Below are 25,764 nucleotides of genomic sequence, written 5' to 3' on the forward strand. Positions count from 1 at the left end.
GAGCACTCATAGCTACTGGACCTTGAGTCCTGCGCAAAGATCGTGCCCCCGCTGGTCGGCCGGGAGAGTTGATCGCCGCTGGGATGTCGTGCCCACCCGTAGGGGTGTGAGCACTGCTTGATTAGTTCGCTGATGGTTCTCCCGCAGGCTGTTGAGTATCGATCGGTGTCGAAAACGGGGAGGAAGCGTTGCGCCTGTTCGTGGGAGATGACTGGGCCGAGCAGCATCATGACGTCGAGCTGATGGATACCTCGGGGCGCAGGTTGGCCAAGGCCCGCTTGCCCGAGGGAGTGGCGGGGATGACCAAGCTGCACGCGATGATCGCCGAGCAGCTCGATGAAGCGGCCGAAGAGGCGGAGGTGGTGATCGGGATCGAGACCGACCGTGGCCTGTGGGTGCAGGCGCTGGTCGCCGCCGGGTACACGGTGCCGGCGGTCAACCCGCTGCAGGCGGCACGGTACCGGGAACGGCTGAGCGTCTCGGGCGCCAAGAGCGACGCGGCCGATGCGCACATGCTGGCCGACATGGTCCGCACTGACTCCCACCAGCTGCGCCCGGTCGCCGGCGACAGCGCCGAAGCCGAGGCGATCAAGGTGGTGACCCGGGCGCATAAAACATTGATCTGGGAACGGACCCGCCATGCTCAGCGGTTGTGGCACGCGCTGCGCGACTACTTCCCCGCGGCCCTTCAGGCGTTCGAGGACCTGGCCGCGGCCGACGCGTTGGAGTTGCTGGCCAAGGCCCCTGATCCCGCGTCGGCGGCCAAGCTGACCATCAGCCAGATCAGCGCGGCGCTCAAACGCGCTCGCCGCCGGGGTGTTGCCGACAAGGCCGCCGCGATCCAGGCCGCGCTGCGCACCGCGCACCTGGGCCGGCCCGCGGCCGTGACCGCTGCCTACGCCGCCACGGTGGGTTCGGCGGTTGCGGTCCTCACCGTGCTGGGCGAGCAGATCAAGGCTCTGCAAGGGCAGGTGGAGGACCATTTTGGCCGGCACCCGGCCGCTGAGATCGTCTTATCGCAGCCTGGGCTGGGACCGGTCCTGGGCGCCCGGGTGCTCGCAGAGTTCGGCGACGCCGAAGGCCGCTACGTCAGCGCCAAAGCACGCAAGAACTACGCCGGCACCAGCCCGATCACCCGGGCCTCCGGCAAGAAGAAGGTCGTGCTCGCCCGCTACGTGCACAACGACCGGCTCATCGACGCTCTCGATTCTCAAGCCTTCACCGCCCTGCAGGCCTCGCCGGGCGCTCGCGCCTACTACGACCGGCTCCGCGCCCGCGACGTCTGCCATCACGCCGCCTTGCGCCAGGTGGCCAACCGCCTCGTCGGCATCCTGCACGGATGCCTGAAGACCAACACTCTCTACGACGAAGCAACCGCCTGGTCACACCACACCAAACCCCTTGCCGCTTGACACCTGGAGTTGACCCGGTTTGGTGGACACCTGTCCGGGGCGCGAGCCATCAGGAGGTGGGTCTGATGCGTGAGTGCTGTGCCAGGAACCAGTCGGTGGCGATATCGGTTTCCGTGATGCGCCCGATCAGCGCCAAGGCCGAGCTGATGTTCTCTGGATCCTCCACGGGATTGTCGAGGACGTCGTCATCGCTGATCTGGAAGCGCAGTCCGTCCATCAGGTGATCGAGCGCGTGCGGGTCGTCGCCGGACCGCATCCAGTTCTCGGGCGAGAGTGGGTCGAAGGAGACGACCGTGCGGCCGTCGCGGGCGTAATCGAAGTAGGCGTTGTAGTTGATGTTCATGAGGAGGCCGAGGGCCTGGCGGCCGCCTTCGGTGACGGAGCGCAGGAACTCGCCGTGGCCGTGCGCCGGCACGATGCCGATCCAGCCGTTGACCTCGGCCACCCAGCGGGATTCGTCGTCGATGGCGTGGTCAAGGATCTCGCTCAGGTAGCACGGGGTCCGGGTGGCGAGGTCCAGGTGGAAGGTTCGGGCGAGGGCATCGAGGTCCGCGCCCTTGATCCACATGGCGCTGAAGCCCAGCGCCCACAGGTCCATCTCGGCATCCAGCCCCTCAGTGAAGATGGTCGAGACCAGAAGGTCGTGCAGGTAGGTCGGTGACTGCATGGCCGCCTCTCGGAGAAAGGGGTATCCCGCAGGACGCCCCGTACTGCATGTCCGGACCGTGTCCGGGGAGATTACACGTGATCATCTGGGCTCGCCGCAGCAAGGACACGCCTCACCCCGGCCGGTCAGCCGAGCTTGGTGCGGACAGGCGGTCGGGGTCGACATGATCAGCGAGATAGATCGTGACACCTTCGGGATGCATCCCGAAGGCCGCGGCCACAAGTTTGGCGTCCATGGTGTTGACCAGGTCAATCAGGCGGGTGGAGCGAAGCACCCGCGGTGAAATGCCGGCCGGATCCAAGATGTGGCTGACATAGGCGACGGAGGCCGGGTTCCGGCCCGCTTTGGTGCCCTTGGTGACTACCAGATGCGGGTTGCTGGTGCGCTGGGTCTCGCGGTGGGCCCCGCATCGCTGCACGGTGGTCCAACTGACCGGGTCCAGAGGCACGGGGTGAGGGCGTTGGCCGAGGCGGATGGTGCGGGCGACAGGATCGATGTCTCCCAGGCGCAGATGGCGGACCTCGCTGCTGGAGGCGCCATGGAGCAGGGCGAGGATGCCCAGCAGAGCCTCGTGTGGATGGACGGCCGGGTCGATGGTCCACCGCTGGAAGAGGCGTCGCTGCTGGTCGAGGGTGAGAGTCTGGCCGATGAAGCCCTTGGGCGCCTTCGCCGACAGTCCGCTGGTGGGGTCGACCAGGATTATCTTGTGGCTCTTGGCGAAGCGGAAGAACTGCCGGGCGATCTGCAGCCGCCGCGGCCGGTTCTTGGGCTGAGCGGCCAGGAACGTCTCGATGTCGTGCACGTCGACCAGGGCCCAGTCCTGCTTGCCGCGCGCGTCCACGTGCTGGGCCAGATCGCGCACGGTGGACAGCTTGATGTCGAGGGTGACGTCGGCGCGGGGCAGCGTCCCGGCCCGGCGGGCGCGCTCGCGTGAGCGCAGCAGGAAGGTGTTGAACGCCTCCGCCGCGGGCCGCAGCCGTCCGGGGACGGCGTCGATCCGGCGGCCAGCCGTTCCGCGTGGTTGGTGGCCAACGCCAGCCCGCGTTCGACGAAGAAGACTTCCAGCCCGCGCGCCAGCGACCCCATCGAACGGCCGGGCAGGCGGGCCCGCTCCAGCAGGGCTTGAGGGTGGTGGGGATGGTCATCGTCCAGCAGCCGTCCCAGCTGGCCGATCAGGCTGCAGGCCCGGGTCGGAGAGTGACCGGCGGCCAGGTGGGCGATGAGGTCGCCAAGCCAGGGCGGTGGATCGGCCAGTCGGGTGATGAGGTTCTCGCCGGTGACGAAGGGTCGTTCGGGGCGGCGTTGCCAGCAGGCCGAGCACAGGCCGTGGCCGGCATGCGGGCGAAGCTGACCGCATGCGTCACAGACACGCGGCGGGTCCTTCACCTGGCGGGGACGTGAGCAGGTCCCGCACCAGCCAGTGGCTTCGCGCAGATAGCCCGGGCGGCCGCAGCGCGGACACGGCTGCTGAGCCGCCCGCTGACGCGCCTTGCGGGCGCAGTCGCGGCACAGCGTCGCATCCGGTGAGCGGACCGGATGCCCGCACTCGACGCAGACGCGCGAACACGTGATGCATCGGCCGGTGTCGGCCTGCAGCACCCGCTGCTTGCCGCAGGCCGGGCAGGACGCCTTGGCGGCCGCGTCCTTGAGTCGGCCCAAGCAACGACCGCAGTGCTGGCGGCCGATGATGCCGACCGGACCGCCGCAGTCCACACAGTTGCGTTGCCGCTGGCCCATCTCGGTTCTCCGTGCTCGATCACAGCGGGGGCATGGAACGGCCCCCGCACCGCGGCCAGCCAGACGCGGGCGGGGGCCTCAGTCGTGGGCGCGGGTGAACCAGAAGTCCGACTAGCTTCAACAAACCTTCCTTTTCTGAAGGTTGCCCGGAGGGGCCGCGCGGACGCCGCAGAGCCTTCAAAAACCTGGGTGGTTCTCATGAACCGGGGACCCGGCGGCCTCCATCACGCCGGCGTAGGGCAACACGGTCACCTTCGTGGTGCGGTACTTTCCCCTTTCCCCACCGCTAAGGAGGCCCTTCTCGACCATGGGCACCAACCATTCACACGGCCCGGCCGCTCCCAGCTCCCGCGGCACGGTGTGGGCAACGCTGGCCGTCATCGTTCCCCTGTCGCTGGCCACGCTGACCGCCCTGATCTGGCTGTGGCCCACTGAGCGCACCTCCACCGGCCAGCCATCGGCCAGCCTGCAGCAGATGACGGGAACGATCACCTCCATCACCCTCACCCCCTGCATCGAGGAGCCGCCCGCAGACGGCCAACCCCGCGGCCAACAGCCACCGGCTGACCCCGCCACCTGCGGCGAAGCCAAAGTCGACCTGACCAGCGGGCCGCAGGCCGGCCGACGTATCGCCACCCAGCTGCCCAGCGGCCCCGGCGCGCAGGTCTTCACCGCGGGCGACGACGTGGTGCTGATCTACACGCCGAAAGGCATCCTTGATGTGCCGCCTTACCAGATCTCCGACCACGACCGGTCCTCACCCCTAGGACTGCTCGGCGCCGCCTTCGCTCTGGCCGTGATCGCCTTCGGCCGCTGGCGCGGTGTGACCGCGCTCATCGGGCTGGCCATCACCTTCGTGCTGCTGCTGATGTTCGTCATCCCGGCCATCCTCGCCGGACAGCCACCGCTACTGGTCGCCATCGTCGGCTCGGCGGCCATCATGCTCACCGTGCTGTATCTGACCCACGGCTTCACCATCCCCACCTCGATGGCTGTGGTCGGCACCTTGGTCAGCCTCAGCCTCACCGGCGCGCTGTCGGTGGCCGCCATCGGCTTGGCCGACCTTAACGGCATCACTGATGAAAGCTCCTTCTACCTGGACATGAACTATCGGATCAACACTCAGGGCCTGCTGCTGGCCAGCATCATCATCGGCTCCCTGGGCGTGCTCGACGACGTCACCGTCACCCAGGCGGTCACCGTCACCGAACTGGCCCACGCCAACCCTGGCTATACCTTCGCCCAGCTGTATCGGGCCGCCGCCCGAGTCGGCCGCGCCCACATCGCCTCAGTGATCAACACCATCATCCTCGCCTACGCGGGCGCCTCCCTGCCGCTACTGCTGCTCATCAGCGTCGGCGACCAACCCATCGGCGAGGTATTGACCAACCCGGTCATCGCCCAGGAGATCGTCCGCAGCGTGGTGGGCACCATCGGACTCATCGCCGCGGTTCCCATCACCACCGCCCTGGCCGCCCTGGCCGGCACCCGGCGCACCACATCCGACCACCAACCACCCCCCACAGCACGCCACCGACGGCCGAGGAACCTCCTGATCGACTCCGGGGTGACTGACTGAACAACGGCCGACACGGGCAGGCTCTCCTCATCAGTCGTGCCCCGACGATGGCCCGCGCGCCGGCCTCATGTACTCGTGTCCAACCAGACACCACCTGTCGTCTGGTTGGACAGGTAGCAGGCTCCGCAAGGTTCTCTTGGGTGGGGCATCCAAAGGCGGCATGGGGCTGCGCACCCGGCGGGCGCCAAGAACTCGATCCCACCCGACTGCCGGCCGGGGTCGGCGCGGGTACGGCCCCGGCCTGGCATCGGCAGGGCGCGGCCCGCTGAAAGCCCTCCGAGGTGGCGGGGCGAACTAGAGGTCGATCGGCGTGCAGCCGATGGCGACCAGGCCGTTGAAGGTGTTGTTGTTAGGGGTGCTGGGACTATTTCCTCAGGGAACAGCGCTAAGGACTTTCCGCAGGTCAGCACGGGTGCGCTGAGCATGGCTCAAGGATCTAGATCTCAGGTTGGGTGTACTTGCTGGTAACTAGCGGTTGATCGTTTAGCTTCGCGGCTTGTGGCCGAGTATCTGTCTGATGAGCAGGTAAGCCGCTATGGCCGGTTCCCGGCGGCGCCGTCGCCGGCTGATCTGGAGCGGTTCTTCTATCTGGACGCCCCGGTCTTGGCCAAGGTGGCGGACAAGCGGGGTCCTCACAATCGGCTGGGCTGGGCGGTTCAATAGGGCACCGTGCGGACGCTCGGCACGTTCCTGCTTGATCCGCGAGATGTTCCGCATGTGGCGGTGGACTATGTGGCCGAGCAGATCGGTGTGGCGGACCCGTCGTGCATCAAGCTGTATCCCGAGCGGGCCCAGACCAAGTGGGACCATCAGGGCGAGATCCGGGAGCTACTGGAGTACCGGGAGTTCGCCGAGGGCCAGATCGAGCTGCTGCGGTTCCCGGGGTCGCGGGTGAGGAACTTCCGGGTCTCTCGGCGGGAGCTGTTCGATCGGGCGGTGGTGTGGCTGATCGACAACAAGGTGGTGCTGCCAGGGATCACCGTGTTGGAGCGGCTGGTGCGGGATGTGCGCAAGGACGAGCTGGACGCGATCAACGTCTTGCTGGCCGAGCGGACGCCGGTGGAGCTGCGGCGCGAACTGCTGGAGACGCTGGAGGTCCCCGACGGCAGGAGGGTCTCGACGCTGGAGTGGATGCGCACCACGGTGACGGACGTGTCCGGGACCGGGCAGGGCAAGGCGCTGGAGCGGGTCGAGGCGGTATGGGCGCTGGGCGGCGGCGCGGTGGACACCATGGGAGTGGCGCCGGTGAAGCTGGCCGAGCTCGCCGCGTACGGGATGTCGGCGAAGGCCCCGAAGATCAAGCAGTTGGAGGCGATGCGACGCTCGGCCACGCTGCTGGCGACGGTCCGGCATCTGGAGGGCGCGTCGGTGGACGACGCGCTGCTGCTGTTCGACGTGCTGATGGCGACCAGGCTGCTGTCGCGCGCCGCCCGGGCGGGCCGGGAGCAGAAGCTGCAGACGCTGCCTAGGCTCCGCAAGGCCGCCGCTGACCTGGCCGCGGCGGTCGCGGTCGTGTATGAGACGCCGCTGGAGGCGGACAAGGGGCCGACGCGGGCGGCGGATCTGGTCGGCCGGATCGAGCAGGTGATCTCCAAGGAGCGGCTGACCGCGGCGCTGGATCTGATCGCCGAGCTGGTGCCGGGCGAGGAAGACGACGATGATCTGGAGTGGCGGGTGGAGTTGGTCGCCCGGTTCAAGACGGTCCGGCCGTTCATCGACTCGCTCGCCCAGGCGATCCCGCGGGGCTGTACCCCGGCCGGGACACCGATCGTGAAGGCGGTCAAGGACCTGCCCACCTTGCTGGCGCGCGGCAAGCACGCTGGGGCCGAGCACATGCGCGAACACGACGCTCTGGTGAACGGGTCGTGGCGGCGGCTGGTGTATCAGAACCCGAACCTGCCGGACGGCTCCCTGGACCGCGCCGCCTACACCTCCTGCCTGCTGGAGGCCCTGCATGGGGCGTTGCGGCGGCGGGATGTGTACGCGATCGGCGCCGACCGATGGGGCGATCCGCGCGGCAAGCTGATCCCGCAGCCGGTGTGGCGGATGCACCGCGACAGCGTCTTGACTGCGCTCGGCCTGGAGACGGACCCGGCCCGGCATCTGCAGGATCTCGCCGAAGACCTGGACGCCGCCTACAAGCAGGTCGCGGCCAACCCGGCCGTCACGGTGAAGGGCGGCCGGTTGAACCTGGCGAAGCTGGAGGCGCTGCCGCTGCCGGACGGCTACCAGGCGGTGCACGACGCCGTGCAGGCGATGCTGCCGCGCATCGACTATCGGAGCTGCTGCTGGAGGTCAACGGCCACACCGGGTTCTTGGACGTGATGCCGCACCTGTCGGGGTCGGAGGCGCGGCGCCCCGATCTGGACATCAGCCAGGCCGGCGTGCTGGTCGCCCAGTCCTGCAACGTCGGGCTCGTCCCCGTGGTAAAGGCCGGCCGGCCGGCGCTCACGTTGAGCCGCCTGCTCGGGGTGGAGAAGGGATACTTCCATCACGAGGGCGTCGCCGCGGCGTCGGCGACACTGGTGACCGCGCAGAGCGATATCTCGATCGCGGTGCAGGACTGGGGCGGCGGCCTGGTCGCCTCCGCCGACGGGCTGCGGTTCGTGGTCCCGGTCAAATCACTGCATTCCCGGCCGAACCCGGTCTACTTCGGGCGCGGCAAACGCTCGCGCGGCTCTACCTGGCTCGCGGTCGTCAACGACCGGGTCATGGGCCTGGGCGGGTTGATGGTGCCGGGGACGATGCGGGACTCTCTGTTCATCCTGGATGCCCTGCACCGCCTCGACGCCATCGAGCAGCCCGACATCGTCACCACCGACACCGCCTCCTACAGCGACATCGTGTTCGGCCTGTTCGCGATCTGCGGCTACCAGTTCGCCCCCAGGATCGCCGACATCGGCGACGCCCAGATGTGGCGGCTCGACCTGGTCGACGTCGGCCTGGTCGACCAGCCGGTCGCCAAGGCCGACAACGGCTACCGGCACCTCAACGATCTGGGCCTGCGCAAGATCAACATTCGGATCATCCGGCACCACTGGGCCGATATGCTGCACGTCGCTGGGTCGCTCGTGACGAACCAGGTGCGCGCCTACGACCTGCTGCGGATGCTGTCGGCCGACGGTCGTCTCACCGGTCTGGGGGCGGCGTTCGCTCACTACGGCCGCATCTTCAAGTCGATGCACCTGCTGCATGTCGCCCACCTGGAGGACTACCGGCGGATGATGGGCGCCCAGCTCAACATCGGCGAGGGCCGTAACGGCCTGGCCCGGCGCGTGTTCTTCGGCAACCTCGGCCAGCTCCGCCAGGGCTATGCGAAGGGCATGGAAGACCAGCTCGGCGCGCTCGGCCTCGGCCTCAACGCGATCATCTACTGGAACAGTCTCTACGCCGACGCCGCCGTGAAAGCCCTGCAGGCGGACGGGAACCTGTTGATCGGCCCGGAGATCCGGGCCCGGCTGTCCCCGTTGATCTGGGAGCACATCAACTTTCACGGCAGTTACCCGTTCACCCGGCCGGAGGCGCCGGGGAACCTGCGGCCGCTGCGCGATGCGACGGCCGAAGGCAACGAACAGGACTGACCACGATAGGGATCCTGAGGCCGGACGCAACGAGGGCCCCGCACGGTGCGCGGGGCCCTGGCTCGTAGCTGGGTTGCGGCTTTGTCACGCGGTGGCGGGCTGGAGGAGCTCGATCTCGATGGCCAGCACGCCGAGCGCTTCCTTCTCCGGGCCGTAGCTGCGGCGGATGTTGTACTTGGTCCGCGCCCCGTCAACGGCTGCTCCACGGCGAGAATCTCCGACAAATCGCTTGAGGTTCCACTAGGTGGAAGGTACAGATTCGAGCCATGAACGACGTGACGGGTCTTTACACGATCGGGCAGCTGGCCCAGCGTACGGGGCTGCAGGCGCGCACGATCCGCTTCTGGTCTGATAGCGGCGTCGTCCCCCCGGTCCAGAGGTCGGGGGGCGGGTACCGGCTCTATGACGCGGAGGCGGTCGCGCGGCTGGACCTGGTCCGGACACTTCGCGATCTCGGGCTCGGTCTTGACGCCATCCAGCAGGTGCTGGAGAAGCGCACCACGCTGAGCGAAGTGGCGGACCTGCACGTAAAAGCGCTCGACGCTGAGATCCGCACCCTGAAGATACGCCGGTCCGTCCTGCGCATTCTTGCCAACCGTGACAGCTTTACCAAGGAGATCGCATTGATCAACGCGCTAGCCCGACTCTCGGCACGGGAACGCCAGCAGATCATCGACGACTTCGTCGACCGCGTGTTCGCCGACGTCGTCGATGAGGACGCCACGCTCGTCGCGGGATGGATGCGTGACCTCCCGTCCGATCTCCCGGAAGACCCGACCTCCGAGCAGATCAACGCGTGGGTGGAGCTGGCCGGGTTGGCGGGCGAGGAGAGCTTCCAGCAGACGGTCCGACGGATGGTTCTCAGCGGCGAGGAGAACAATCGTCTGGAGTACGGCCTCAACCTCCGGCCCTTGGTCCTGGAGCACGCAGGCGCCGCTCTGTCGCGCGGGATCGCGCCGGAGTCGGCCGGGGCGAGCCTGATCCTGAAGCGGATCATCCCCGACGACCTTCCCGCAGAGGAGACCGCCGCCCTGATCACGTGGCTGGACATGGTCGCCGAGCCCCGAGTGGAGCGGTACTGGCAGCTCCTGAGCCTCCTCAAGGGCCAGCAGCCATCCCCACCGGCGGTCCCGGCCTTCGAATGGCTGCTGGCCGCACTGCGCGCACATCGCTGATCCGTCCCCCGCACCTTCCGACCCCGTATCCTTCACCGTACCCATGAGGGGACAGCCATGCCGACCTTGCTCCACATCGACTGCAGCATGCGCCAGGACGGCTCGGTGACCAGGGAGATCACCGGGATCTTCGCCGAGGAATGGCGCCAGGCCAACCCCGATCACACGTACGTGTACCGGGATCTCGGCGCTTCGCCGATCCCCCACGTCGACGAGGCTTCGGTGGTCGCCGGCCTGCTGCTCCAGGAGGGGCTGAACGAGGACCAGCGCCGTGCCTGGTCCGTCTCCGAGCCGCTGATCAAGGAGCTCCGCGCGGCCGACACCATCGTGCTCGGTGTGCCCATGTACAACTACTCGATCCCGTCGGTGCTGAAAACGTGGTTCGACCGGGTCACGGTCAAGGAACACATGATTCAGGAGCCGATGAGCGAGGGCCTGCTGACCGGGAAGCGGACGATCGTGGTGACCGCCCGGGGTGGCGCGTACGGCCCGGGCACCCCTCGCGAGCGCTACGACTTTCAGATGCCCTACCTGCGAGCTCTGCTGGAGCAGATCGGCCTGGACCGCAACCTCGAGTTCGTGCATGTCGAGATGACGCTCGCGCATTCTGTCCCCGCGCTGGAGCAGTTCAAGCCGATTGCCGACACCTCCCGTGAGGAGGCCGTCAAAAACGTGCGCAATCTGGTCCTGGTCGGCTGAGGACGCGTTCTCCGGGATCCGACGAGGGCTGCGGCCTGGTCAAGGGCCAGTCACGTACGTCGCCTCCTGGACCGTGTTCTCTGAAGCTGCTGGCCTGCGAAAACGGCCGGTAGCGGAATTTCCAGTCGGGTACCTTGAGAGTTGTTTCATAAACGGGAGACACATGAAACACGGCTCGCGCCTTGCTCCGTCCAGGGGATTCTATGTTTCATAGGTCGATGCAAACAGCTTGATTCATGAAACGTACCCATGAAACAGTTGGGCGGTGCCCGGCGACTTCCAGCGAGTGGAATCCCGCGACTGCCCGATGTCCTCCTGCGCCGCCCCGGCCGGCTCGCCATGCCGCACCGCCAAGGGCAAGGTCGCCATCCAGTACCACACGCCCGGTTCCGGCTCGTGCCCTCGCTGGCCAAAGCGCTGAACGTCCCCACCCCGGCCGTGCGCAAGCCCGGGACGGCCTGGACCGAACTGCCCCGCCCCGCAGCAGGCGTCGAGCCGACCGGGCACGTACGGATCGGGTACGCCCGCGCCTCCACCCTGCGCCGGTCCCTGGACACCCAGCTTGACTCCCTCACCAAGGCCGGCGTCACCCGGATCTTCTCCGAGAAGATCTCCACCCGCGCAACGAGGCGGCCCGAACTCGAACGGGCCGTCGCCCTGGCCCGGGAGCTGCGGGCCTCCGGCGTCGCGGTCACCCTCGTGGTCCACGAGCACAAGCGGCTCGGCCGGGGCATCGACCTGGCCACCCTCGCCGAAGAACTGCGGGCGGCCGACGTCGGCCTGGAGTTCCTCACCGGGGAACTGCAAGGCTCACACGACCCCTCCGGCGTCGTGTTCACCGTGCTGGCGGCCCTGCCCGGGATGGAACGCGAATACATCCGCGACCGCACCTTGGAAGGCCACGAGTCCGCCCGCGCCCGCGGCAAGGCCATCGGCGGCGCCGGCGTCACCGACGACCACATGCTCTCCATGGCCCTCCACCTGCGCGGCCAAGACCTCAGCCCGCGCGACATCGCCGCGCGGCTCGTCATCACCAGCGGCGCGAAGAAGGGCCGGCACCCCTCGCCGGCAACCGTCATGCGCATGCTCCGTGACCACGACCAGCAGAGCGCGACCTGACCGGCCAGGCCCCACCCGCAGCCCCATCGGAACAGCTGAACGTAGCGAGAGACTACCGCGGGCATCATGTCCACGTCGCTCCCCTCCTTGGCAGGCTCAGGTGAGACATCGGGAGGAAGTACCCTTCTGAGCTGCATGTAGGGCGAGAACAGGACCGTTGACGATCGTGGGCGTCGTGGTGATGATGTTCGTGGTCTCGCCGCTGCTCGCGCTGGTCTCGCTCATCTCTATCCCACTGACGGTGCTCATCACGGTGGTCATCGCGAAACGCTCACAGAAGCTCTTCGTCGACCAGTGGAAGCACACCGGGCAGCTCAACGTGCAGATCGAGGAGGCGTTCACCGGCCACGCCCTGATCAAGGTGTTCGGCCGCCAGCGTGAGACGGCCGAGGTGTTCCGAGCGAAGAACGAGCAGCTCTTTCGAGCGAGCTTCGGGACGCAGTTCGTCTCGGGCGTCATCCTGCCAGCCATGATGTTCGTCGGAAACCTCGTCTACGTCGTCATCGCCGTCGTCGGCGGCCTGCAGGTGGCCTCCAGTACTCCCGGCAGTTCACCCAGCTCGGCTCGATGGTCAACCTGCTGCAATCCGGAGTCGCCTCGGCCGAGCGCGTGTTCGTCCTGCTCGACGCCGAGGAACAGACCCCGGACGCCGTGCCGGCCGAGTCGCCCGGCCCCGCCTCGCGCGGCCGGCTCGTGTTCGAGAACCTCTCGTTCCGCTACCTGCCCGAGAAGCCGCTCATCACCCGACTCTCGCTCACGGCGGAGCCCGGTCAGACGATCGCAATTGTCGGGCCGACCGGCGCCGGAAAGACGACGCTGGTGAACCTCATCATGCGGTTCTACGAGTTCGACGCCGGCCGCATCCTGCTCGACGGCGTCGACACGGCCAGGATGACCCGCGACGATCTGCGCTCGCGCACCGGAATTGTGCTGCAGGAGTCGACACCCGCACCGAGCAGCTCGTGCAGAAGGCCATGTCGGCCCTGCACGCCGAGCGCACGAGCTTCGTGATCGCCCACCGCCTCTCCACCATTCGCGACGCAGACCTCATCCTCGTCATGGAGGCGGGCGACATCGTGAAGCAGGGCACGTATGAGGAGCTGCTTGCCGCGCGAGGCGCGTACCGCGCGCTGTATGCCGCGCAGTTCACGGGCGCGGACACCTGAACGGCTGGTGAGCGGCGATCCGGAGCTCGTCGTCTGAGCCATGAGCAGTTTGGCTCAGATGCGTGTCACGAAGGCCAACGCGCTTCTAGCCGCCTGCCGTGGGTCACGACCCTGACGAGAGGGCGCACTCGGCCGCTGTGCGGATTCGGACGTAACCCATTTCTCGCCCTCGGAGTACCAACCCGCGGCCGGCGATGCTTCCGCCAGAATGGTCGGCGCCGACGGGGCTCCTGGCGTCGCCCGGTGCTGCTTCGCTCACAAAGGAAACCTGACGGTGCGGCCGGTCTGCGCCGACTCTCGCGCCGCATCCACGATCTGCGTCGTGCGGATGCCGACCTGTCCCTCGGACTGGGGCCGGGTGCCGGTGTGCACGCACTCGAGGAAGCTGTTGATCATGGTCCGGTCGAAGTCATACTTTCGTAGTCGTCGCCGTTTGACTTCGCCCCGAGGGCAGAGTCGAGACTCGGGTCACCCAGGCGGATCGCCCGTCCGGGCGACGAGACGGAGCCTCGATGAGCGAGCAACGCACACCCCGCACCGGCACGGAGGATTCCCCCGGAACAGCACCTTCCACCGAGGCCAGATCGGCCAGAATCCGCGTGACCCGTCCCGGATGGCCTGAGCTCGGGATCGCCACTCTTGCCGCGCTGGTGTTCTACGCCGTGGGGTCGCTCGTGGTGTTCACCCTCCCGGGGGGTGTCGTCGTCTCGGGTCTCGCGCAGTTCGCGCTCTCGGGTCTCGCGCCGCTGTGTGCTTTCGCGGTGGCGGTTCTGCTACGGATCCGAGACGTGCGCGCCTTCGGGTTCCGCAGGGTCCACCCGAAATGGCTATTGCTGGCAGTGCTGATCGCCGCGGGATGCGTGGCCCTGACCCTCGTGACGTTCCCTCTGCTGGAGCCGGTCTTCCCAGGCTCCGACGACGTGCAGGCCGACTACCGCGCTGCGGGAAGCTCCAGCGTCTTCGCCTTCGCCGGCATCATCCTGCTCGGCGGCATCCTGACACCCATCGGCGAGGAGGCGCTCTTCCGTGGCGTGCTCGCCAACGTCCTCTTCCGTTGGGGCACCCCCGTCGCCGTCATCCTGAGCTCGGCCGTATTCGCCGTCGCGCACGGTGTCAACGGGGTCATGGTGAACGCTTTCATCGTGGGCGTCTTTGCCTCACTGATGCTGCGCTACACGAGGTCGATCTGGCCGGCCATCGTCATCCACGTGGTGTTCAACTCCACCTACCTCTTCCTTGAGGCATTCCCCGCGTGACCGGGTGCTTCCTCGCCGGCCTGCACCAACTTGGCGAGCCGGACCAGCACGCGCAGCTGCACCGGCCGATACAGCTCCAGGAACGCCTCCGCGATCGCGTCCTGGGCGAGGTGGGCCGGCACAGGCCCACCCTGCCCGGCCGGCATCACGGCGGGGAATGCCGGACCGGAGCCGAGAAGAGCCCGGTGCAAGCGCTGCGCGAGATCCTCGATGTCGGCATCGGATGCGTCTTCGGGCAGTGCGTCGAGCTCCTCGTCGGTGGTGTCGCGCTGTTCCAGCACTTCGTGCAGACCTGCGACCGCGTCGTCGCCGAGCACGCGCGCCGCGATGGCGACGACACCGCGGTCGGCTTCGGCGACGCCGTCGATCACCTCGGCGAGATCGGCCGGCACCTGCCAGCTGACGCCGTGCGAGCGCAGCAGCACCAGGCGCTCGCGGTTGCGCTGGAGCCGGGCGATCGCCGCGTCGAGCTCGTCGATGAGTTCGTCGGCCCCGCCGTCGCCGACCTCGGCGATCCGCGACAGCGGCATGCCCAGCTCGGCCAGGGTCGTGATCTGGATCAGCCGGAGCAGGTGGGGAACCTGGTACTGCTTGTATCCGTTGAAGCCGCGGTCCGGCTCATCCAGCAGTCCGATGGCATGGTAGTAGCGCACCGCCTTTTGGGTGGTGCCGGCCAAGTCGGCGATCTCTCGCGTGCTCCACGCCATGGCTCTCTCCTCGCAACGATTCCACAGTCGCACATCAGTCAATATCTCTGCCCCAGGGGCAGGGCAAGTCGCCGGTTCCGCCCATCGCGGATCCGTGCACGAGCGAAAGGACCGATCACATGACCCAGCAGGACGAGACGAGCAGAACCCTGATGTTCGCGGGGAAGAAGCTGGCGCAGATCGCGGCGTCGCATTCAGCGCTGACGGTGCCCGGATACGATCGTGACTCGATTCGCCTGGGGATCATGCACTTCGGTGTGGGGGGCTTCCACCGTGCATACCAGGCCGTGGTCGTCGACGACCTGCTCCAGAAGGGCGCGGGCCGGGAATAGGGCATCGTCGGGGTGGGCGTGCTGCCACGGGGCGTCGGCACGAGGTGTTGGCGTTCGGTGAAGATGTCATCAGGCGAGGCCGTGAGCTGCGCACTGACAACTTGATCAAGCATGGCCAGCCCAGATGCGCTCAGCCAAGTTGGCAGAATCCCGGTCCGAGGCGAGGGTTCCGGGCCGCCGGCCGGATCACGACCTGCGCGTTGGCGGGATGAATGGGGACCATGCCGTCCAGGTGACAAGTTGGGCGATCGCCGACAAAGAGTCCACGATCATATGTCGCGTCGGCGTAAAAGCGACACGCTGAGAGGGCTACTGGCGGACGAACAGCACAGTGCCGACATAAGAGACCTTCGGGGTTGTGTGACCCGGAGAGCGCCACTCAGTGCTCCGACTGTCCGAGATCCGGATATCTGGGCAGGATTCGGGTACCCGGAGGCCCGGTGAGCTCAGCCACCGGGCTCCAGTTGGGGTGAGGTAGTCATTGACGTCGGTGATGAGTGCGTCGACCCGCAGGCCGCAGGCGGCGGCCAAGCGCTGAACAGCAGGCTGATGCTCAGCACCGGTAACGGCACCCCGTGGCGAGCGGCGCGACTACAGGCTCTCGGCCGAGGCATCGCCAGGCGGGGGAGAGGCGTCAAGCTCCTCACCGGCCCGGTGATCGAGGTGCAGGCTGACCGCCCACAGGACGGCGGCCAGGTCGCGGGCCGCGGGCGGGCTCTGCTTGATCGGCCGAGGAGAATACGACGTGCACCTGCCCCTCTCTCGGCCCGTGGAGGTCTCATCGTGACCGATTCCCTGTTGCATGCCCTGATCGGCGAGGAGATGTCATCAGTGATCTTCGTCCGCGACTACGTCCAGCTGGACTTCGACGGGCCCCAGCTCTCGCTGTTCACCTGGCCACGGGTCAGCGTGGGTTCCACGAACGGATCGATGGGAGAGCCGGGCTACCGGGACATGCTGTGCGACCTGATCGGACGCCCCGTGCTAGCCGTGACCGAAGGCACCGAGACCGGACTCGTCCTCGACTTCGGACACGGCTCGGTGGTGATCAAACCGGATCCCTCCGAGATAGCGGACGGACCGGAGATCGCAATGCTCATGGGCTTCATCGACCGCCCGGAGTTCGCTGTCAGTTCCAGATGGATCTGGCCATCGTTAACGCCTCTGACCTGCTGTTGGCCAGTTCTCGCTGAACGGATTGGAGGGCGAGCTGTTCATCTGAAGTGGCCCTTTTCTGGAAAAGGCTTGGGAACCCACTGTCGACGTTGCTCGGCTTGATGCCGCAGGCGGAGGTCACGGAACCGGTGACGATGGGCGGCGACCCAGTAGGTGAGCGCATCACGTTGTCCCCAAATGATCCGGTGTGTGGCCTGTGCACTTTGTGGGTGGGTTTCTCCCAGGCTGCGAGTGATGTGCTGGTAGAAGCGTCCGAGGTCGTAGTCCTCGGCCATAGCGACGTGCTGTCTCCAGTCCAAGTTGGTGAGAATCTCGGTGAGCGTGACGGCTTCAGGAAAAGTCACGATGGGCTGTCGGGGCGCGTCGGGAATGCCTAAGGCGACGGCTCGGGCTCGCCACCACTTGACAACAGTGGGGAGTCGGATGGGCGGGTGCGTGGCCCAGGCTTGGGTGATGTTCCATGCAGTGATCAGGAGGTCGCTGACCCACCCTGTGTCACGACGACCGGCGAGGAGCCGCTGGTAGCGTCGTTCTGCCGTGATGATTTCGTCGGCATGGCGCAGGTCGTACTGGGTGGTGTCGGCCAAGTTGCCCAGCCAGCGACGGTGACGGTAGCAAATCAGCGGTGATCGTGGATCGGTGGTGCGAACCAGCACGGTGGGCGGGTTTGGGTTGACGGCGTTGCGGATCTGGCAGTGGTGGCAGGCGGGCCGAGGGTTGGGGATCGGGGTATAGGTGTAGACGGCCGGACGGTCCATCGGCAGAGGCTTTTGGTAAGCGGGCAGACCCTGACTGAGAGCGGGAAGGGCACGGCGAAGGCGGTCGCGGGGCATCCCGGCGAAGACGGCCAGCCGGTCGGCGGCCTGGTCGTTGAGACAGGCATCATGACGGAACAGGTGGCGGCCAGTGCCGTAACGGTGTTCACCGATCGCGCGCAAGATGACTGTGGAATACAGGTCGTTGGCCTCGGCCAGGCGGCGGGCGTAGGAGGGGATGGTCTCGCCACCGATCGGACGGATGGTAATCGGGAGCGTCCGGGCCGGCGCCTGCCAGAGTTTCATGGCCGGCCCCTTCGCCGGGCGGCCATGCCAGCGGTGGCGGGGCGCGGGTGCGGGACAGGGGAATACTGTTGTTCAGCGGTGGTGTCCAACAGCACCTCGTCCAGATGCTTCTTGGTGATCTTCTCGGTGCCGTCGGCGATGGCGTCGTTGGCGGCGTCATGGATGAGCTGGTCCAGGCTGCCGATCATGCCACCGGTGCGGCTGTGCAGGTAGTGGGCGTATTCTAAAAGCATCCCGGGGCGATGCTTGTGCAACCGGAGGGGTTCTTCCATGCTCACCACCAGTTTGTCCCAGAGTTCGCGGTGGGCCTTGAGGCCGTAGCCGAACGCGGTGGTGGTGATGGTCTTGAATCGGCTGGCGAACTGCTGTCCGCGGGGCCCGTCGAACAGGGTCAGGTCGGGGGTGCCCGCGAACACGAAGGTGGCCGGGATGCTGTCGAACAGGTATTTCAGGTAGTCGGCGGCCTTGGCGCCGTCGGCGGTGCCCAGCTCCACTCGCTGGATCTCATCAACCAGGACCAGGCCGCAGCCGACCTTGCGCAGCACCGACACCACGGCGCGGGTGATGTAGGGCTCGCCGTCCCACCGGTTCACCGGCAAGCCGAGGAAGGCCGCCAGCTCCAGCGACAGTTTGACCGGAGTGGCCTCGTGCGGGGCGACGATGTAGGCCACTGGAATCCGGCCCTGCAAGCCGGGAGCACGACGCTGCTGGTCGATCTGGTGCTTCTTGCCGAGCTGGGTGATGCAGGTCGACTTGCCGGTGCCGGCGGCGCCCACCACCGCCAGCCCCTTGCGGCCGAGCTGCTTGCCGCGGTTGTTGCGGATCAGTTTCTGTCCGACCGCTGTGACTCGCATGATGTCGGGGGTGGCGACCAGCAGCAGTTGACTGTGGAACCGCTGCCGGACGTCGTTGTAGATATCCAGCTCAGGGTCGGTCAACGCGATCAGGTCAGCGGCCGACAGCAGCTCGGGCGGCTCGATGATGCCCTGGGAGGTGAATGCGGTGAAGCCCTCCCTGGTCGCCAGCGAGTGCTGGCCCAGGTCGTCGAAGATCTCCATCTCCGGCTGCGTCACCGGCGATCTCTCCGGTGGCTGGTAGTCGCTGCTCACCGGGCCAGGCCCTCCTGGTCGTCAGCGAAGGGATCGAAGAGTCCGAATCCGACGACCGTGCCCTGTAACGGCTCGTCCTCGTCGCTTTCGTCGGCGTCTCGATCGGTCATCTGGGCTGCCCGCGCTCGCCGGGCCTTCCGGTTGGCAGGGTGTCCAGCGGCCGATGACTCTGCGGTTGTTACGGATTCCGCATCGGCCTGCTCAGTGATCTCATCGGCCGCGATGGTGCTGGCCGTGAGCGTGGGCAGCAGGTCAGGCGGCAGGTGATTGCGGACCGCCGCGGCGGCCCGGGTGCGAGCCAAGGCCCGCTCAGTCGGATCGGGGCCCTGCCCAGCCCGCCGCAGCAACGCGGCCAGCACCACCGCGACGGCGGTCTCGTTGGTGGCGTCTACCCCGCGCTGCGCGGCGATCTTGCGGGCGTGCCTCCAGGTGAAGTCGGCGAAGGGCTGCGCCACCAGGGACGCGTGACGCCACGGCGCCATGATCCACCCGCCCCGGTAGTGGTTGCGAATCCAGACCCGGGTGACGTCGTAAGGGTCGTAATGAACCTCCCACCGACCGCCCTTGGCCGTGATCGGCGACGGGTAGTGGCTGTAGGCGCGCAGCTCGGGGCAGGTATAGGTGCGGTAGTTGATCTGCACTCCGCCATCCCCAATCGCCCGCCACTCCGCCGGCAGCAACTCGATGTAGTCCTCACCCGACAACGCGATCGGGATGTAGCCCGCAGCCGTGACCAGGGCAGCGTATGCGTCGTTGGGGGAGGCGGGCTGGTCAGGGGTGAATGGGTGGCGCAAGCCTTCATGCGGTCGCGACTGCCACCCGGCAACAACCCACTCGTCCAGTTGTTCCTGCAGGTCAGGTAGTGACCACACCGCTCGCTCATCGACATCGGCGCCGCGGTGGGTGACATCCCGGCCGGTGTAGCCGGCCACGTGCTGGCAGAACAGGGTGTTGATCGACTCGAACGTCCGCTCCATGATCGCCTTGTCGGTGCCGGTCTGCTGATGGGCGGGCTGCACCGAGATGCCGAGGGTGTCGCAGGCACGTAGGAACACCTCCGACACGAACACCCTGCCGTGGTCAATCACCACGGTGTCAGCCGCTATGACCGGCTTGGCCGCCGCCAACTCCAGCCGCGTGTCGATGCTCACCAGCCGCTGATGCGGGATCCTGGAGGCCTTCATCGCCAGCGCTTCATCCCAGCCGGGCCGCATCGGCTCCGGCGTCATCATCCGCGCCAGGAGCAACGCCGCGTCCACCGCCTTCGCACCGACCGGGCGTAACACCGCAGCGCAGATGGTCCGGGTGGCGACATCAACCGCGGCGACCAGCTCGGGACGGCCGATCACCCCATCGTCCATCACCGCCATCACATCCAGCAAAGTGCCATCCATCTGGACCTGCTCGCCGGGCCGGGACGCGGTGGTCGCGGTAAACGCGCCCTCAGGGCGGTTGGCCATCTGGCGGCGGGTGGTCGCCGACCCGAAAGTGTGCTTCCCCGCCGCCAGCACATCCACCAGCTTGTAAAAGGTCGTCTTCCCCGGCAATGGCACTGTCCCGGGCCCATACTCCTCTTCCAGACCCTGCTTGATCTGGCTGATCACCCTGCCCTTGGTGCCCGTCGACGTGCTGGTCTGCGCGTCGATCACCCGGGCCGCGGCCTCGACCACACGGGCATCCACGTTCCCGGTCGGCTTGGCCCGCCGTGCGTATCGGGTGTCGACCAGCCCCCATAACCCCTGATCACGGTAGCGAGCACGCATCCGCCGGACCGTCCGGACACTCGCCTTCGTCCCCGCCCTGCACAACTCCTCTGCCTTGGCGCGCTCCCGCTCGACCAGAGAATGCAGCACCGGGTCGTACTCCGGACGAGGCTGTGTTCCCTCGGGTGCGCCCAGCGGGAGCCCGGTCTCCACCTCCACCAGATGCCGCTCCCATTCCCGGGCAGCCGTCAGCACCTGTTCTGGCAAGGTGGCCAACAACCCCAGCGGCGGCACCCGCGCCACGCGCCCGTCGCCCTGATCTCCCCCGCCCAAGACGGCGAAGTCCGGCGCAGCCTGCAGATACGGCGCCAGCACCACGCTGGCCTCGTTCGCCGTCGACAACAACCGCACCGCGTTGCCGGACAATGCCACCACCTGGTGCTCGGCGCCCTCGAACCGCACCCGGTCGCCGATGCGCAGCACCGGCCGGTCAACCACGACGGCCCCCTGCCCCCATGGCCGCCTTCACGATGCTGCGGTCGCTGAGCACCAAAGACAGATCCGCCTCCAGCTCGTGCCGCCACATCAGGTGAAACAGCACCGGCAGCGTCGCGATCGGATCCCCGACCAGCTCGGCCCCGTCCATCAGGGCAAGCGGTTGGGCGAACACCTCACGCAACTGGGCCGCGACCGCCTCATCCATGCACCGCGGATGCCGGTAACCCGCCAACCACCGCTGGTTGGCCACCACCACCCCATTCATCGTGCCCCACACCGCATACCGCCATCCCAGCAGGTCACACGCCTGCTGCGTGGCCTGGAACGCCTCCCGGTCACTCTCACCGATCCGGTCCAGCGGCCGTGAGTCCAGCACCAGCACCCCGCCCCCGGCCACCCGGACGAAGAAATCAGGAGCATGTCTGCGTAGTCGGCCATCGACGCTCCATCGCAGCCAAAACGGCTGTGACGCAACCGCTGTCACCACAGGATCGAAGTCGATCGCGATCAGGTGGTCCCGCTCAACCCACGACTCGAACCCAACCAGGCGGCCCATCGTTGCCGACCAGTACCAGCCCGGATAGTTCCGCTGCCCCGCGTATGACGGAAACGACCGGACTGGACGAGCCGCCTCCAGCTTCACCCGGCTCAGCTCCTCCAGCTTCACCGACCGTTCGACGCCGTCCGCATCCACATAGGCCACATCGAACCTGCTGGCCACATCCAGCGAATCCGCACTCACTTAGTCATCGTGGCCACATCTCCGAGGACTGGCCACCTACTTGGCCGGATCTCCTCGGAATCGGCCACATCAACGATGACCTGACAAACGTGCCGCCAGCCCCAAACGAGCAGAATTTTCCCTGATCAGAGGTGCCGTGGATCAAGAGATCGCCGGTCCGAACAGGCGGTCCAGGTGGTAGTCGATGATTTTGGTGGCGGCCTCGTGGCTACGCTGTTGACTGAGGACGCTGGAGGTCAGGCCGTTGGCGAGAGCCAGAAGGCCGGCGACTTCGGTACGCGGGTCACGATCGGGGGCGATGTCCCCGGCCTGCTGTGCGGCGGTCAACCGTACGGTGAGGAAGTTTTCCAGTGCGTTGGGCAGGGTGAGCCCGACCGCGGCGAGCGCCGGGTCGGTAAGGGCGGCGGTGTAGTAGGCGGTCCAGGCCATAGAGTCCAGTGTGCTCTGCTCATCGAAGGGCAGGATCGTGCCGAGGACGGCGGCGAAAACGCCTCGTGGTGTCAGCTCGCCCATGGCGGCGGCCCGCTGCTTGACCCGGCGGTCCATGCGGGCACCCAGCTCGGTGAGGCCGGACTCAAGCAGGGCCTGCTTGTTCGTGAAGTAGTACTGGACGACGCGCAGTGAGACCCCGGCCTCGGCGGCGATCTCACGCATCGACACCGCCTGCAGGCCGCGGGTGCTGGCGATGCGCAGCAGCGCCTCGGTCAACTGGCGCCGCCGCTCATCATGATCCACCTGTCGGGGCATGCCCGTTTCCTACCTGTTGTTCGTGCCGTGCTTCGGAGGTGTGCTCCCGGGCCGCGCCTGGCTGGGAAAGGTGAGGATCCGCTCGGCGACCAAGTCCGGAGCTTCGACGGGCAGCGAATGTCCGGTGCCGGGCACGATCTCCACGCGCCAGGACGGCGCGATGTCGGCCAGCCGCGCGGCCAGCGCCTGCGCGTCGAGCAGTGCGCTGCGGGCGCCCAGCAGCACCTGCACGGGCACGGACACCTCGCGTATCTGCTCGTCGGTGTAGGCGGGCGGGATGGGCACACGTCGGCGGAAGGACCAGCCGGCCCGCATCAGCTCCACCAGCCCATCCTCGCGCAGCACCCCGTTGTCCACTACGTTGGCCATGCGGTGTCGCAACGTACGGGGAAGCATGGAGGCGATGGCGCCGGCGAGGGCCCAGCGGATGAACCGCCTGGGCAACGGCGCGAAGCCGCCCGGGTCCACCAGCGTCAGCGCCGCGACCCGGCCGCCCCCGCCGAGTTGCTGTTCCACCGCGGCCCAGCCGCCGGCGGAGAAACCCGCCACGTGCGCGCGCTCGGCTCCGACCGCGGCCAGTACGTCGGTGACCCAGCCGCCGACCTCGGCACCGGTCGCGAGCGGCCGCCTCTGAACCGAGCGGCCGGGCTCGCCGAGCGGGTCGACGGCGAAAACCGGGCGCGTGCGCGCCAGCGGCTCGATGTAGCGGTACCAGGCCAGCGCGTTCCCGCCGGCACCGGCCAGGAGCACCACGGGATCCCCCTCGGCGGGCCCGGCCCGGTGGATCCGCACGCTGCCTGCGCGGGTCTCGACGTCGAGGGCGTCCACCGGCACCGGCCACAGCTCGCCGAGCACTCGGTCATAGACGGCGTGGTACTTGTCACGGGCGGAGTCGCTGGTGAAGGCGGACGGCCGGTCAGGCATGCGCATGGTGACCTCATCTCCCGAATGGATACAGTCGTATCCTAACAATGCGCGGGGCCGACCGCCGCGGTGGAGTGCGGGCCAATCGCTCGACCGGATCGACCGCGAAGGAGCCATCCGGCTCAAACTGTCAGTTCCGGATTGATCTGGCCGCTGTTCATGACCCGGCGCTCAACGCCATCCACGCCGACGTACGTCGCCTCGAAACCGTTCGACCACATCCAGTGAACACGCCGCTCACCCGATCATCATCCTGGCCACATCTCCCCGAACTGGCCACCTACTTGGCCACATCGCCGCGGAATCGGCCAGATCAACGGCGACCTGACATTCGCGGTGTGGCGGCCGGGCGAGTACCCCTTCGACGGCCCCGAGTGGTCCTGACGTCATCGGCACCGGTGACCACCCGCTGTCGCCGAAGCAGTTCCAGGCCGCGCTCTTTCGGCGTCGGCGAGGTTCAGCCGCCGCCTGTCGATGGCTGTTCGCGGTCGGTGAGCAGCCGGTGGACGGCTCCGCTGGACTGCATGGTCGATGCGCCGCTGGGCCTCCTGCGCCTCATGTAGCCGGGCCTCGGTGATCGCGGCCGCGGCACGGGCCTCGTTTCGCTCGTCCTGAGCCTGCCGCACGGCCTGGTACTGGCCGACCTTCATCTACGCGGGGCCATCTTGTGAATCCGAAGCCTTCAACCCGTTTGAAGATCCGAAGTCCGTACAGGCCCTAGCCGCACGTCAGGGTCGGTCTGGTGCCGCCGGCGATGTGAGCGGCGTGCGCGCCATCCGGCGGCGGGCGGCGCGGCGGCGCACCGTCAGCCAGGCGGCCACCGCGGCCAGAAGCGCGACCCGGTGCGAGGTTGTCCCGTAGCTCGTAGAACTTGAAGTGGTGGTCCCCGCCTCAGGGCTTACCTGTTGGTAGGTCTCGGGCAATCGCCAAATCACTCCGAGCAAGGAGACGGGGACCGTGAGTAAGACCTGCCAGACCAAGCGCCGGCATGCCCGGCAAGCCGCCGAAGACGTGGCCGTCCCACACACCGTGAACATGGCCATGGAGCACATCGCCGCCTCGATGAAGGATGGCCTGCTCGCACTGGCCGTGCAGTCCGGACTGGCGGTGATGTTCGCGCTTTTGGAAGAAGACGTAAGCACCCTGTGCGGCCCGCGCGGCAAGCACAACCCTGACCGCAGCGCGGTATGGCACGGCCACGACGCCGGATCGGTGGTGCTGGGCGGGCGCAGACTGCCGATCCGCCGCCCACGGGTACGCGCCGCCGATGGCACCGGCGAGATCGCGATCCCGACCTATGAACTGTTCTCCTCCACCGAGATCCTGGACGAGATGGCACTGGGCAAGATGCTCGGCAAACTGTCGACTCGCCGCTACCGGCTCGGCCTGGAACCGGTCGGAACCAGTGTGGAGCAGGCGTCCACCGGCACCTCCAAGTCGGCGATCTCGCGGCGGTTCGTCGCCGCCACCGAGCGTGCCCTGGCCGAGATGATGAGCGCCGACCTATCTGAGCTGGATCTGGCAGCCCTGATGCTGGACGGTGTGCACTTCGGTGAGCACACCTGCATCGTGGCGCTCGGGATCGGCATTGACGGGACAAGTACCCGCCGGCGCTGGTGGAGGGCTCCACCGAGAACGCCACGCTGGCTCGTGAGCTCATCGTCGGCCTGCGTGAGCGCGGCTTGGACGTCACTCGCCCGATCCTGGTCGTCCTGGACGGCTCCAAAGCACTGCGCCGCGCGGTGCTGGATGTGTTCGACCATCCTGTGATCCAGCGCTGCCGGCTGCACAAAATCAGAAACGTCCGAGACAAGCCTCCTGAGAAGCTGCGCGCGGTGGCGGAGAAGCGGATGCGTGAGGCTTACCACGCTGACACGCTCCTAGCCGCCGAGTTGGACATGAAGTATCCCGGCGCGGCGGCCTCACTGCGGGAAGGCATGGACGGACGCTGACCGTCTTGCGGCTGCAGGTGCCGCCGACGTTGGCGCGTACGCTGCGCTCGACCAACCCGATCGAGTCGATGATCTCCATCTGCCGCGACCATGCCGTCAACGTCAAGAACTGGAAGAACGGGCAGATGGCCCTGCGCTGGTGCGCGGCTGGCATGGCCGAGGCCTCCAAGCAGTTTCGCCGTGTGAACGGCTTCCTGCACCTGCCCAAGTTCAGAGTCGCGCTCGAACGGCACGTCACGCCCCAGAACGCCACTTCAAACTGCTACAACGAGAATGTCGCCTGACCGCGGGATCGCTCTTCAAGTTCCACGAACTGCGGGACATCCTCAGTGCTCACACCCTGGCGGATGGGTACGACATCCCAGCAGCGATCAACTCTCCCGGCCGACCAGCGGGGGCACGATCTTTGCGCAGGACTCAAG

Annotated in this window: 22 protein-coding genes and 3 pseudogenes; 15 read left to right on the forward strand and 10 right to left on the reverse strand. The window is 67.4% G+C overall.

Features of this window, described 5'->3' with window-relative positions:
• Positions 1-188 precede the first annotated feature (188 nt).
• The gene (locus ABZ260_RS17370; protein ID WP_355618179.1) at positions 189-1,412 is read left to right on the forward strand and encodes an IS110 family transposase; all 1,224 of its coding nucleotides are present in this window, start codon (positions 189-191) and stop codon (positions 1,410-1,412) included.
• A 49-nt stretch (positions 1,413-1,461) separates the two neighbouring features.
• On the opposite strand, the gene ABZ260_RS17375 is transcribed toward ABZ260_RS17370, so the two are convergent.
• Both ABZ260_RS17375 and ABZ260_RS17380 read right to left on the reverse strand, forming a co-directional pair.
• Entirely contained in the window at positions 1,462-2,079 is a 618-nt protein-coding gene (locus ABZ260_RS17375) for a DUF6461 domain-containing protein (protein ID WP_355618182.1), read from the reverse strand.
• A 112-nt stretch (positions 2,080-2,191) separates the two neighbouring features.
• The gene (locus tag ABZ260_RS17380; RefSeq protein WP_355618185.1) at positions 2,192-2,941 is read right to left on the reverse strand and encodes a hypothetical protein; all 750 of its coding nucleotides are present in this window, start codon (positions 2,939-2,941) and stop codon (positions 2,192-2,194) included.
• A 275-nt stretch (positions 2,942-3,216) separates the two neighbouring features.
• Between ABZ260_RS17380 and ABZ260_RS17385 the strand changes: the two genes are divergently transcribed.
• The 10 genes and pseudogenes from ABZ260_RS17385 (at position 3,217) to ABZ260_RS17430 (ending at position 13,135) form a co-directional block, all read left to right on the forward strand.
• Positions 3,217-3,480 carry a hypothetical protein gene (locus tag ABZ260_RS17385; RefSeq protein ID WP_355618188.1) on the forward strand — a complete coding sequence of 88 codons (264 nt, stop codon included), beginning with the start codon at positions 3,217-3,219 and terminating at the stop codon, positions 3,478-3,480.
• A gap of 643 nt (positions 3,481-4,123) precedes the next feature.
• Positions 4,124-5,395, forward strand: coding sequence for a YibE/F family protein (locus ABZ260_RS17390; RefSeq protein WP_355618191.1), 1,272 nt, complete (start codon positions 4,124-4,126; stop codon positions 5,393-5,395).
• A 498-nt stretch (positions 5,396-5,893) separates the two neighbouring features.
• Positions 5,894-7,720 (forward strand): annotated as a pseudogene (locus ABZ260_RS17395) (DUF4158 domain-containing protein).
• Complete coding sequence (locus tag ABZ260_RS17400; protein WP_355618248.1) at positions 7,720-8,976, forward strand: transposase; 1,257 nt, start codon at positions 7,720-7,722, stop codon at positions 8,974-8,976. Before ABZ260_RS17395 ends, ABZ260_RS17400 begins: the two are co-directional and overlap by 1 nt.
• A gap of 266 nt (positions 8,977-9,242) precedes the next feature.
• Positions 9,243-10,151, forward strand: coding sequence for a MerR family transcriptional regulator (locus ABZ260_RS17405; protein ID WP_355618194.1), 909 nt, complete (start codon positions 9,243-9,245; stop codon positions 10,149-10,151).
• 57 nt (positions 10,152-10,208) lie between these two features.
• Positions 10,209-10,850, forward strand: a complete 642-nt coding sequence (locus ABZ260_RS17410) for an NAD(P)H-dependent oxidoreductase (RefSeq protein WP_355618197.1) — start codon at positions 10,209-10,211, stop codon at positions 10,848-10,850.
• A 249-nt stretch (positions 10,851-11,099) separates the two neighbouring features.
• On the forward strand, positions 11,100-11,969 hold the full coding sequence (locus ABZ260_RS17415) for a recombinase family protein (RefSeq protein WP_355618200.1): 870 nt from the start codon (positions 11,100-11,102) through the stop codon (positions 11,967-11,969).
• Positions 11,970-12,153: 184 nt separating this feature from the next.
• Positions 12,154-12,447 (forward strand): annotated as a pseudogene (locus ABZ260_RS17420) (ABC transporter transmembrane domain-containing protein); the annotation flags it as partial.
• Positions 12,448-12,536: 89 nt separating this feature from the next.
• Positions 12,537-12,980, forward strand: coding sequence for an ABC transporter ATP-binding protein (locus ABZ260_RS17425; RefSeq protein ID WP_355618203.1), 444 nt, complete (start codon positions 12,537-12,539; stop codon positions 12,978-12,980).
• A complete protein-coding gene (locus ABZ260_RS17430; protein WP_355618206.1) occupies positions 12,944-13,135 on the forward strand; it encodes a hypothetical protein in 192 nt (63 codons plus the stop codon). The genes ABZ260_RS17425 and ABZ260_RS17430 overlap by 37 nt, the downstream gene beginning before the upstream one ends.
• A 255-nt stretch (positions 13,136-13,390) precedes the next feature.
• Here the strand turns inward: ABZ260_RS17430 and ABZ260_RS17435 are convergent, their stop codons facing one another.
• Positions 13,391-13,531 (reverse strand): hypothetical protein, encoded by a 141-nt coding sequence (locus tag ABZ260_RS17435; RefSeq protein ID WP_355618209.1) that lies wholly within the window; start codon positions 13,529-13,531, stop codon positions 13,391-13,393.
• 116 nt (positions 13,532-13,647) lie between these two features.
• Here ABZ260_RS17435 and ABZ260_RS17440 point away from each other — a divergent pair, with 116 nt between their 5' ends.
• Complete coding sequence (locus ABZ260_RS17440; RefSeq protein WP_355618212.1) at positions 13,648-14,391, forward strand: type II CAAX endopeptidase family protein; 744 nt, start codon at positions 13,648-13,650, stop codon at positions 14,389-14,391.
• On the opposite strand, the gene ABZ260_RS17445 is transcribed toward ABZ260_RS17440, so the two are convergent.
• A complete protein-coding gene (locus tag ABZ260_RS17445) occupies positions 14,361-15,098 on the reverse strand; it encodes a MerR family transcriptional regulator (protein ID WP_355618215.1) in 738 nt (245 codons plus the stop codon). The genes ABZ260_RS17440 and ABZ260_RS17445 overlap by 31 nt on opposite strands.
• Before the next feature lie 119 nt (positions 15,099-15,217).
• On the opposite strand from ABZ260_RS17445, the gene ABZ260_RS17450 reads away from it, so the two are divergent.
• Together ABZ260_RS17450 and ABZ260_RS17455 are read left to right on the forward strand one after the other, a co-directional pair.
• Positions 15,218-15,430: a hypothetical protein gene (locus tag ABZ260_RS17450; RefSeq protein WP_355618218.1), complete on the forward strand. Its 213-nt coding sequence runs from the start codon at positions 15,218-15,220 to the stop codon at positions 15,428-15,430.
• 783 nt (positions 15,431-16,213) lie between these two features.
• Complete coding sequence (locus ABZ260_RS17455) at positions 16,214-16,708, forward strand: hypothetical protein (RefSeq protein ID WP_355618221.1); 495 nt, start codon at positions 16,214-16,216, stop codon at positions 16,706-16,708.
• Here the strand turns inward: ABZ260_RS17455 and ABZ260_RS17460 are convergent.
• From ABZ260_RS17460 to ABZ260_RS17485, 6 genes are all read right to left on the reverse strand, one after another.
• The gene (locus ABZ260_RS17460; protein WP_355618224.1) at positions 16,645-17,667 is read right to left on the reverse strand and encodes a hypothetical protein; all 1,023 of its coding nucleotides are present in this window, start codon (positions 17,665-17,667) and stop codon (positions 16,645-16,647) included. The two genes, ABZ260_RS17455 and ABZ260_RS17460, sit on opposite strands and share 64 nt — an antisense overlap.
• Complete coding sequence (locus ABZ260_RS17465; RefSeq protein WP_355618227.1) at positions 17,664-18,725, reverse strand: TniB family NTP-binding protein; 1,062 nt, start codon at positions 18,723-18,725, stop codon at positions 17,664-17,666. Before ABZ260_RS17465 ends, ABZ260_RS17460 begins: the two co-directional genes overlap by 4 nt.
• A 47-nt stretch (positions 18,726-18,772) precedes the next feature.
• Complete coding sequence (locus tag ABZ260_RS17470) at positions 18,773-20,977, reverse strand: Mu transposase C-terminal domain-containing protein (protein WP_355618230.1); 2,205 nt, start codon at positions 20,975-20,977, stop codon at positions 18,773-18,775.
• A complete protein-coding gene (locus ABZ260_RS17475) occupies positions 20,970-21,719 on the reverse strand; it encodes a TnsA-like heteromeric transposase endonuclease subunit (RefSeq protein ID WP_355618241.1) in 750 nt (249 codons plus the stop codon). The genes ABZ260_RS17470 and ABZ260_RS17475 overlap by 8 nt, the downstream gene beginning before the upstream one ends.
• Positions 21,720-21,860: 141 nt before the next feature.
• Positions 21,861-22,466 (reverse strand): TetR/AcrR family transcriptional regulator, encoded by a 606-nt coding sequence (locus tag ABZ260_RS17480; protein WP_184758791.1) that lies wholly within the window; start codon positions 22,464-22,466, stop codon positions 21,861-21,863.
• Positions 22,467-22,475: 9 nt separating this feature from the next.
• Positions 22,476-23,396 carry an alpha/beta fold hydrolase gene (locus tag ABZ260_RS17485; protein ID WP_355618245.1) on the reverse strand — a complete coding sequence of 307 codons (921 nt, stop codon included), beginning with the start codon at positions 23,394-23,396 and terminating at the stop codon, positions 22,476-22,478.
• Positions 23,397-24,347: 951 nt separating this feature from the next.
• Between ABZ260_RS17485 and ABZ260_RS17490 the strand changes: the two are divergent.
• Positions 24,348-25,626, forward strand: a pseudogene (locus ABZ260_RS17490) (IS256 family transposase).
• Positions 25,627-25,764: the final 138 nt, after the last annotated feature.

The organism is Streptosporangium sp. NPDC006013 (assembly GCF_040614275.1).
GTDB lineage: Bacteria > Actinomycetota > Actinomycetes > Streptosporangiales > Streptosporangiaceae > Streptosporangium.